This is a genomic window from Sphingomonas sp. (assembly GCF_019242355.1).
Classification (GTDB): domain Bacteria; phylum Pseudomonadota; class Alphaproteobacteria; order Sphingomonadales; family Sphingomonadaceae; genus Sphingomicrobium.
In genome coordinates, this window is record NZ_JAFAVR010000073.1 from 1 (window position 1) to 9,263 (window position 9,263).

At 65.7% G+C, this 9,263-nt stretch carries 8 protein-coding genes; 6 read left to right on the plus strand and 2 right to left on the minus strand.

Annotated features, from left to right (window positions below):
• The 6 genes from JOZ79_RS03465 to JOZ79_RS03490 form a co-directional block, all read left to right on the plus strand.
• On the plus strand, positions 1 to 771 hold a 771-nt coding region (locus tag JOZ79_RS03465; protein WP_294070609.1), incomplete at its 5' end, for an ATPase, T2SS/T4P/T4SS family.
• Positions 768 to 1,769: a type II secretion system F family protein gene (locus JOZ79_RS03470; RefSeq protein WP_294070612.1), complete on the plus strand. Its 1,002-nt coding sequence runs from the start codon at positions 768 to 770 to the stop codon at positions 1,767 to 1,769. The genes JOZ79_RS03465 and JOZ79_RS03470, both read left to right, overlap by 4 nt.
• A gap of 3 nt (positions 1,770 to 1,772) precedes the next feature.
• Positions 1,773 to 2,753 (plus strand): type II secretion system F family protein, encoded by a 981-nt coding sequence (locus JOZ79_RS03475; RefSeq protein ID WP_294070615.1) that lies wholly within the window; start codon positions 1,773 to 1,775, stop codon positions 2,751 to 2,753.
• A gap of 2 nt (positions 2,754 to 2,755) precedes the next feature.
• Positions 2,756 to 3,715: a LytR C-terminal domain-containing protein gene (locus JOZ79_RS03480; protein ID WP_294070618.1), complete on the plus strand. Its 960-nt coding sequence runs from the start codon at positions 2,756 to 2,758 to the stop codon at positions 3,713 to 3,715.
• Complete coding sequence (locus JOZ79_RS03485; RefSeq protein WP_294070621.1) at positions 3,712 to 4,566, plus strand: hypothetical protein; 855 nt, start codon at positions 3,712 to 3,714, stop codon at positions 4,564 to 4,566. The genes JOZ79_RS03480 and JOZ79_RS03485 overlap by 4 nt, the downstream gene beginning before the upstream one ends.
• Positions 4,563 to 5,081 carry a prepilin peptidase gene (locus tag JOZ79_RS03490; protein ID WP_294070624.1) on the plus strand — a complete coding sequence of 173 codons (519 nt, stop codon included), beginning with the start codon at positions 4,563 to 4,565 and terminating at the stop codon, positions 5,079 to 5,081. Before JOZ79_RS03485 ends, JOZ79_RS03490 begins: the two co-directional genes overlap by 4 nt.
• On the opposite strand, the gene JOZ79_RS03495 is transcribed toward JOZ79_RS03490, so the two are convergent.
• Positions 5,078 to 6,562, minus strand: a complete 1,485-nt coding sequence (locus tag JOZ79_RS03495; RefSeq protein WP_294070627.1) for an efflux transporter outer membrane subunit — start codon at positions 6,560 to 6,562, stop codon at positions 5,078 to 5,080. The genes JOZ79_RS03490 and JOZ79_RS03495 overlap by 4 nt on opposite strands.
• On the minus strand, positions 6,559 to 9,263 hold a 2,705-nt coding region (locus JOZ79_RS03500), incomplete at its 5' end, for an efflux RND transporter permease subunit (protein WP_294070630.1). The genes JOZ79_RS03500 and JOZ79_RS03495, both read right to left, overlap by 4 nt.

A 9,263-nucleotide genomic window follows, 5' to 3' on the forward strand; every position in this document is an offset into this window, starting at 1 on the left:
ATCGGCATGGACAGGCTGGTCGAGATCGGCAGCATCCCGTCCCAGGTTGCCGAGGTGCTGCGCGCGGTCGTTGCCTGCCGCCGTAACGTGCTGATTTCCGGGGGGACCGGTTCGGGTAAGACGACCCTGCTGAACGCGATGTCGGAATATATCGACAACCGCGAGCGCATCGTCACGATCGAGGATTCGGCGGAGCTGCAGCTTCGGCAAGAGCATATCGCGCGACTGGAGACGCGGCCGCCGAATATCGAAGGAAGGGGAGAAATCACTCAGCGCGAACTGGTCAAGAATGCGCTTCGCATGCGGCCCGACCGGATTATCGTCGGCGAGGTCCGCGCCGGCGAGGCATTCGACATGCTGCAGGCAATGAATACCGGACATGATGGATCGATGACCACCGTTCACGCGAACAGCCCGCGCGATGCCCTGTCGCGGGTCGAGCAGATGATCGGCATGAGCGGCATCGACATTCCGATCCGTTCGTCGCGGGCGCAGGTTGCCTCAGCGATCAATGTCGTCGTGCAGGTGCAGCGGCTCGCGGACGGCCGGCGTCGGCTGGTCAGCCTGTCCGAGATCACGGGCATGGAAGGGGACGTGATCACAATGCAGGAAATCTTCCGCTTCCGTCAGACCGGCCGAAGCAATGACGGCCAAATTCTGGGCCGCTTCGAAGCGACCGGCATTCGGCCTCGCTTCGTCGAGCAGGCGGTCGCGCACGGCATTTCCCTCTCGCCCGACCTGTTCCGACCCGACGCGAAGTTCGAAGCATGACCCCGACCTCCATCAGGGCGCTGATCCTCGTCTGCATCTTTGCGGCGGTGGTGCTTGCGGTGGAAGTGGCTGTGCGGTGGTTCGCCAACAATCGTGCCGGCGCGAAGGCGATCAACCTGCGGCTCGGGATGATCGGCCGTGGACGCAGCCATGGGGAAACCATGAATCTGTTGCGTCGAACCCGGTCGGCGATCCCGAACGGGCTTCCGCCGGTCATCGAAGGTTGGGCGCGCAGCCTCGAGCGGATGCTGATGCAGGCACAGGTCACGCTCGACACGCCGCGTCTGATGCTGATCCTCCTCGTCGCGCCCATCGCGATTTTCTTCCTGCTGACACTGTTCATGGCGGTGTCGCACATGGCGATCGGCTTCGGCCGAATTCTCATCAGCGCGACATTCGCGTACGCGATTGGAGCGGCGCTCCCACTGATGGTCCTGAGCGCCCGGGCGAACCGCAACCGCAAGAAGATCCAGGATCAGTTCCCGGTCGCGCTCGACGTTTTCGTCCGTGGCCTCCGCGCGGGCCACCCAATCGCCGCCGCGCTCGACTTGCTCACCGTCGAGATGCCCGACCCCATTGGCTCTCAGTTCGGGCTCGTCGTCGACGAGGTAACCTATGGTGCCGAGCTCCGCGATGCCTTGCAGAGCATGGCCGACCGCTGGGACCTCGAGGACATGCGGATGTTCGTCGTATCGCTGTCGGTGCAGACGGAGACAGGCGGCAACCTCGCCGAGATTCTCGAGAATCTGTCGAAGATCATTCGCGAGCGGCAGTCGATGATGCTGAAGGTCCGAGCGCTGTCGAGCGAGGGGCGGATGACCGCGATCATCCTGACCGTGCTGCCGATCTTCACTTTCTGCCTGCTGTTCCTGATCAATCCCAGCTTCTTTCTGGACGTTGCGGCGGACCCCTGGTTCATTCCTGGCTTCAGTTGCCTGCTCGTCCTCTACCTCATTGGCTTCTTCACCATCCGAAAGATGGTGGACCTCAAGGTCTGACGCATGTTCGAGATCATCGCCGAGAACACTGTCCTTCGCCTCCTGCTGCTGGCGCTTGTCTTCGCCGGGGTCGCCGTGGCGACCTTCTTCGGGGCCCGAGGGTTCGCGATACGCCAGCAAACGCGCCGCCGTCTCATACAGGACGGCCCCGCCGTCACCGGAAGCTCGCAGATCACCGGATCGCTGCGTGCCGAAAGTGTCGAGAGCGTCTGGCTGAACCTCGTCAATTCCATCGAGAAGTCCGGGTTGAGCCTTGGCGACACGAAAGACGACGCGCTTCGCCAAAGAATGATCGCGGCTGGGTTCAGCGCTCCCTACGCGCCGCGGGTGTACACTCTCGTACGGTTGGTGCTCGTCATCGGACTTCCGGTGCTGATCTTCACCCTGTTCTGGCTGACCCATTCGACGCCGAGCCTCTTCAAGCTCTACCTGATGCTGATCATCCCCGCGACGCTTGGTCTCTACCTGCCGAACCTTTACGTGCGCGCGCGGGCCGACCGGCGCCAGCGCGAATTGATCAATGCCTTTCCGGATGCACTCGACCTGATGCTGGTCTGCGTCGAAGCCGGCCTCGGCCTCGAAGCGGCATTCGCACGCGTTGGAATGGAGATGACCACTTCGCACCCGCTGCTGTCGCAACAGTTTGCGTCGGTCGTGCTCGAGCTTCGCGCCGGCCGGAGTTACGAGGACACGCTGCGGCGGCTCGCGCAGCGATCGGGTGCTGACGAGATTCGCGCCTTCGCGACCTTGCTCATCCAGTCGACCAAGCTTGGCTCGTCGATTGCGCAGACGCTGCGGGTCTATGCGTCCGAGATGCGCGAGCGCCGCCGCATGCGCGCCGAGGAGAAGGCGCACCGCCTGCCGGTGCTGATCTCGATCCCGCTGGTTGCTTGCATGCTGCCGTGCATGATCGGCGTGCTGATGCTGCCGGCGGCAATCCGGGTCGTTCGCGCGGTGGTTCCGGCACTTCACGGGGGAGGATGACGATGCGTCTGGGAACGGGGATTGCATTCGCGGCAATGGTCGGGGCCCTAGCCGGGTGCGCGGCGAAGGACAGCCAGGTGCAGGTGCGCGCGATCGCCGACCCGGCAAGCAAGCTGGGCGTGGGGAGCGAGCGCGTCGCCGAGGCGCGCGGGCAACTTGCGCTCGGCAATGTCGGGCTCGCGATCGAGGCCTTCCACGCCGCCCTCCGCGACCAACCGAACGATATCGACGCGATGAATGGGCTCGCCGCCTGCTACGACGCGATGGGACGATCGGACCTTTCGCGGCAATATTACGAGGCGGCGCTTGCCGTCGCCCCGCGCAATCCAACGGTTCTGACCGCCTTTGCGGCCTCCGCGGAGGCGCAGGGCGATCGCGCCCAGGCGGCTGAGCTCCGAAGCGAAGCGGCGGAGGCGAGCGGATCGCCCGCAAGCCCGCCACCGTCGCCAGACCTTGCCATGGCGGCAACCAGCATCACGATCGCCCTCCCGACGGCTCGCGCGGAGCCGCTGCAGGTTGTCGAGGCCGCTGCCGCGCCCGACGGTCCCAGGCTGCAGCGGCTATCGCCGGGTGAGGTTGCGCTGCTGACCGGCAGCGAGCCTGCGTGGCGGCCGCAAGTCGTCGCGCGAACCGCGCAGAGCGTGACGGTCCACTGGGTCGCTCTGGACGATGGCGCCGCTCGCCCGATGGTCCGCCTGCTGAATGCTGCCCGAGTGCAGGGTCTCGCCGCACGCACCCGCGACTATTTAGTCGAGCGTGGCTGGCGGCGGGTCGAAATTGGAGATGCCTATAGCGTCCGCGCAAGCAGCATCGTCCTTTATCCGCGCGATCGCGAAGCGGCCGGGCGTAGCCTCGCCGCCCAGTTCGGATTCCGGCCCGGGCTATCGAGACAGGGCCAGCAGATCGTCGTGCTTCTCGGCCGGGACGCAAGGGCGGGCAGGGGAGCGTCGGCTCGCGGATGATCGCTGCGCTGCTGCTGGCGGCGGCCCTCGGTCCGGCAGGTACGCCGGAAACGGCGCGCGCTCAGCCGGCGAGCGCGCCAAGACCGTCGGCGTCGCCGACCGCGCCGCCGACGCTTGCCGACGTCGCCCATGCGATCGACTCTCGTCGGATCGATCAGGCGCGCACGATGATCGCGAACATGGTTGCGCTCGGCGTCAGAGGTCCGCAGATCGACCGACTGGTCGCAGACACGGATTTCGCGTCGGCGCACTTCGCCGAGGCGAGAGCGCGCTATCAGCAGCTGCTCGCCGCCAGTCCGAACGACACCTATCTCTGCGAGCATGCGGGGATCGCCGCGCTTCAGCTCGGGGACACAGCGGCAGCCTCGCGCCTTATTGGCTGCGCGACAGCGGCATCGAACGCGTCCTGGCGCGCGTGGAATGCTCGCGGCGTGCTCGCTGACAAGACGGGCGATTGGGCGGCGGCGGACGATTCATTTGCGCGTGCGTCGGCGCTGGCGCCTGGCCGGGCCGAGATAGCGAACAATCGCGGCTGGTCGCAGCTCCTGCGCGGCGACTGGAAGGCTGCCGAGCCTTTCTTTGAACAGGCGCTCGCGGCGGACCCGGGTCTGTCGCGTGCCGCCAACAATCTCGAGCTGGCCAGGGCTGCACTGGCCACGGACCTGCCGCAACGAAAGGTCGGCGAGAGCGCTCGGGACTGGGCGGTCCGGTTGAACGATGCCGGAGTAGCTTCGGCAATCCTCGGTGACCGCAAGAAGGCGGTGGCAGCCTTCACCCAAGCCCTGGAAGCCAGCGGCAGCTGGTATGAGCGCGCTGCCGACAATCTGGACGCCGCGGAGCGTTCAGAGTGAACCTGATCACGGGCTCGCCGCTCTGGCTCATGATCGTCCTTCTCGCCGCGATCGTAGCGGCGGCGATCGAGGACGCCATGCGCTTCAGGATCTCCAACGTGACCTGCCTCGTGGTGCTGCTTGCCGCCGTCGTTGCAATGGGGGCGCACGGTTTTCCCCTATCCCTGTGGCAGAACGCCCTGGTGTTCGTGGCCGTGCTCGCCCTTGGCACTCCCCTGTTCGCGGCGGGTAAGATGGGGGGCGGCGACGTCAAGTTGCTCGCCTGCCTTGGTCTATGGGTGAATTTCGGCGCGGCAGTCTGGCTGCTCGTCGCGACACTGGTTGCCGGGGGCGTGCTTGCGCTCGGCTTCATCGCGGCGCGACCCCTCCGCGCGGGCAACGCGGGAAAGCCAGTCAGCAGGAACATCCCCTATGGGCTTGCAATCGCGGCAGGTGCCTGCCTGACGTTCGCCAGTCAGCTTGGCGTCATTGGAGCAAAGCCAGCGCCGCCCGATCCTTATGTGGTCGTGCGCTAGCCGAACAGTCGGTCCTGCGGCTTCACCGGCGACGGATCGAGCAGTGAATCGCCGCCCAGCGCCTGATAAAGCGTGACCAGATTTTCCGCGGCGGTCAGTTTCATCTGAACCAGTGTCTGCTGCGCCGCATAATAGGAGCGTTGGGAATCGAGAACGTTAAGGAACGGATCGACGCCGGCGCGATAGCGCGCCTCGGTCAGCAAATAGGCGTCTCCGGCCGCGGCTTGCTGGCGCTGGCGGGAGGCAAGCTCTTCGTTGAGGGTGCCGCGCCGAGCGAGCGCGTCCGCAACCTCGCGGAATGCGGTCTGGATGGACCGCTGGTAAGTCGCAATCGCGGCCGCTCTCTGCGCCTCCGTCAAGCGAACGTTGGCGCGACCCGCGCCGCCTTGGAAGATTGTGTAACCCGCGTTGGCGCCAGCGCTCCAGCCGAATGCGCCGCCGCTGATCAGGCTGGTGAGGGCGCTGCTGGCCAGGCCGAGCAGACCGGTCAGACTGATCTTCGGGAACAGGGCTGCGCGCGCGGCGCCAATCTCGGCATTGGCGGCCCGCAGCTGATATTCCGACTGAAGGACGTCCGGGCGGCGGAGAAGCACATAGGAGCTGACGCCGGCGGGAAGGGGCACCACCGTCCCGAAGGCCTCGTCGATCGACCCGGCGAGAAGTCCCGGCGCAATTGGCGCGCCAACCAGTAGCTGGAGGGCGTTGACGTCCTGCGCGACCAGCGTGCGCTGGCGGGCAAGGTCGGCCTGCGCCTGATCGAGGATCTGCTCGGCCTGGCTGAGGTCGGTGCGCGGTGCAATGCCGCCATTGAGCCGAAGGCGCGTCAGTTGAACGCTCCTCTGGGCGCTGGCCGCGGTCTGCTGGGCGATTTTGAGCAGGCTTTCGTCGGACGCATGGGTCAGCCACGCGGTCGCGATCTCGGCCACCAGGGTCAGGCGTGTCGCTCGGGCCGCCTCTTCGGTCGCGAAAAATTGCTCGAGCTGTGAATGGGTGAGCGACCGCAAGCGGCCGAACAGGTCGAGCTCGAAGCTGGGGACGCTGACTCCAAGGTTGTAATTCGCCGCGACCCCCGATCCCGAGCCGCTGTTGCCGGACGCGCCGCCGTTGCCGTTGCCGTTCCCGTTCCCGCCGCTACCTCCGTTGCTGCGAGTGCCGGTGGCGGTCGCTCCGGCGCTGGCATCGAGCTGGGGGAACTGCTGGGCGCGCTGGATGCGATATTGCTCGCGCGCTTCCGCGATGTTGGCCGCGGCCACCATCAGGTCCCGGTTGTTGAGCAACGCCTGACCGATCAGCGTTTGAAGCCGCGGATCGGTGAAGATGTCGGTATAGCGCACGGCGGGGAGCGACGCCTCGACCGCCTGGAGATAAGGATGGCCGGTCGGCCAGGATGCCGGCACCGCGGGATCCGGCCGGACATAAGCGGGCTCCAACGACGTGCACGATGTCGCAAGCAGCGCGATCAGGCTGGCGGCGCGCTTCACGCCTCCGCCTCCCGCTGGCGGCGGCTCCGCAGGCGCTCTCGCAGCTTGGCGATGCCGTCACGGGCGCTTCGGCGGACCAGCACGAAGAACAATGGAATGTAGAAGATCGCAAGAAGGGTCGCGGTCAGCATTCCGCCAATCACCGAGGTCCCGATCGCGATCCGGCTGTTTGCGCCGGCCCCGGTCGAGATGGCGAGCGGCATCACGCCGAAGATGAAGGCGAAGCTGGTCATCAGGATCGGTCGCAACCGGATACGGGCGGCCTCTACGGCGGCGTCGATGACCCTTTTCCCTTCCTTCTCCGCGCGTTCCGCGAATTCGTTCATCAGGATTGCGTTCTTCGACGCGAGGCCCATCGTGGTGAGGAGGCCGATCTGCAGGTAGACGTCGTTTTGTAGCCCTCGCAGGGTCACGGCGAAGATTGCGCCAACAAGGCCGATCGGGACGATCAGAAGTACCGCCAGCGGGATCGACCAGCTTTCGTAGAGGGCCGCGAGGCACAGGAAGATGACCAGCAATGACACGCCATAGAGCAAGGGCGCCTGGCCCGACGACAGCCGTTCCTGGTAGGACTGGCCCGCCCAGGCGACGGTAACGCCCGGAATCTGCGCCGCGAGCTTCGTGATTTCGTCCATTGCGGTACCGGAGCTGACGCCCGGCGCGCCCTGCCCGGAGATTTCATAGGAGGGGTAACCGAGGAAGCGCGACAGGCTGGTGGGCGTCGTCTTCCACGAGGTCTGGGCGAAGGACGAAAAGGGGACCATCCCGCCCTGGGTGTTGCGCACCGACCATTGATCGATGTCCGATGGCTGCGACCGGAACGGCGCGTCGCCCTGAACATAGACTCGTTTGACCCGCCCACGGTCGATGAAGTCGTTAACATAGCGGCCGCCCCAGGCGGTCGAGATGGTGCTGTTGACGTCCCCGGTGCTCAGGCCGAGCGACGCGATCCGCTGCTGGTCCATGTTGATGTTGAGGCTGGCGACGTCGGGAAGCTCGGTCAGGCGGACGGAGGCGAGCTTCGGGTCCCCGTTGGCGGCGGCGAGGAGGCGATCGCGCGCATCCTCGAAATCCTGCTGGCTCATTCCACCTTCGTTGAGCAACTCCATGGTGAAGCCGGTCGACTGGCCGAGCCCTCGGATTGCGCCCGGCACAAGCGCGAACACCTGCGCGTCTCGGAGCCCACGGAAGGCTCCGGATGCGCGCTGGACGATAGCGTCGGCGGCGTTCTGGGAGCCCTTGCGCTTGTCATAGTCCGCGAGGTTCACATAGGCCTGGCCGCTGTTCTGTCCGCTCGCGCCCTGGCCTCCACCCGCGACCGTGAAATAGGTCTTCACGTTCTTGGATTCGGGGCCGTGAAGGAAATAATTCTCGACCGCGCGCTGGACCTCGACGGTACGCGTCGTCGTCGCTCCGGCCGGGAGCCGGAACTGGACCATCGCCGCGCCCTGGTCCTCGGTCGGCAGGAAACCGGTCGGCAAGCGCATGAACATAATGACGAGCAGGGCGCAGACCGCGGCGAAGATCGCAAGGAACAGCCACTTGCGGTCGACGACCCGCACGACGGTCCCGACATACCAGTGGATCAATCGGTCGAAGCTCTCGTTGAACTTTACCCGGCCCCGCTCGATCGAGTGAGCGACGCGGGGCATCCGGCGGCCCATCCAGCTATCCTCGACGGTACCGTGACCGCGTTTAAGAAGGTTGGCCGCGATTGCCGGGCTCAGCGTCAGCGCAATGAACACCGAAAGCGCCATCGCCGAGACGATGGTCGCCGAGAACTGTCGGTAGATGACGCCCGTCGAGCCGCCGAAGAAGACCATCGGCAGGAACACGGCGGTCAGCACCAGGGCGATCCCGACCAGTGCCATCTGGATCTGTCCCATGGACACAATGGTCGCCTCGCGCGGGGTCATCTCGGGATTCTCATCCATCAGCCGCTCGACGTTTTCGACGACGACGATCGCATCGTCGACGAGAAGCCCGGTCGCCAGCACGAGTCCGAACAGGGTCATGGTGTTGATCGAGAAACCGAGCAGGTAGAGTAGCCCGAACGTGCCGAGCAGCACGACCGGTACCGCGATGAATGGAATCAGGGTCGCCCGCCAGCTCTGCAGGAAGACGAACATCACAATGACGACCAGCACGATCGCTTCGAGCAGCGTCTTCACGACCTCCTTGACTGACAGCTTGATGAAGTCGCTGGTGTCGTTGGCGTAGGCGTAGGCGTAGCCCTGCGGCATTTGCGGAGCGAACTGCTCGACCTTCGCCTTGACCAGGTTGGCGGTCGAGAGGGCATTCGCGCCCGGCTCGAGCGAGATGCCGATGCCAGCGCCGGGGTGGCCGTTGGCGCGGATGACGGCGGAGTAATTCTCTGCGCCGAGCTCGACCCGCGCAACGTCGCTGAGCAGCACTCGGGCGCCGTTCGGGTCGGCCTTGACGATGATGTTGCGGAACTGCTCCGGCGTCTGGAGGCGTGATTGAGCGGTTACCGTGGCATTGAGCATCTGGCCTTCGGGTTGCGGCATTCCGCCGATCTCGCCGGCCGCGACTTCGGTATTCTGGTTCTGTATGGCCGTGACGACGTCGCCCGGGTCGAGCTGGTAGCTCGCCAGCTTGTGCGGATCGAGCCAGATGCGCATTGCATAGGATGAGCCGAATACGTTGACGTCGCCGACCCCGGGCACGCGCGACAGCTCGT

What these genes read in the sequence shown, in the direction of transcription:
- JOZ79_RS03475 (WP_294070615.1), top strand. Translation starts at nt 1,773, where the DNA reads ATGTTCGAGATCATCGCCGAGAACACTGTCCTTCGCCTCCTGCTGCTG.
- JOZ79_RS03485 (WP_294070621.1), top strand. Translation starts at nt 3,712, where the DNA reads ATGATCGCTGCGCTGCTGCTGGCGGCGGCCCTCGGTCCGGCAGGTACG.
- JOZ79_RS03480 (WP_294070618.1), top strand. Translation starts at nt 2,756, where the DNA reads ATGCGTCTGGGAACGGGGATTGCATTCGCGGCAATGGTCGGGGCCCTA.
- JOZ79_RS03470 (WP_294070612.1), top strand. Translation starts at nt 768, where the DNA reads ATGACCCCGACCTCCATCAGGGCGCTGATCCTCGTCTGCATCTTTGCG.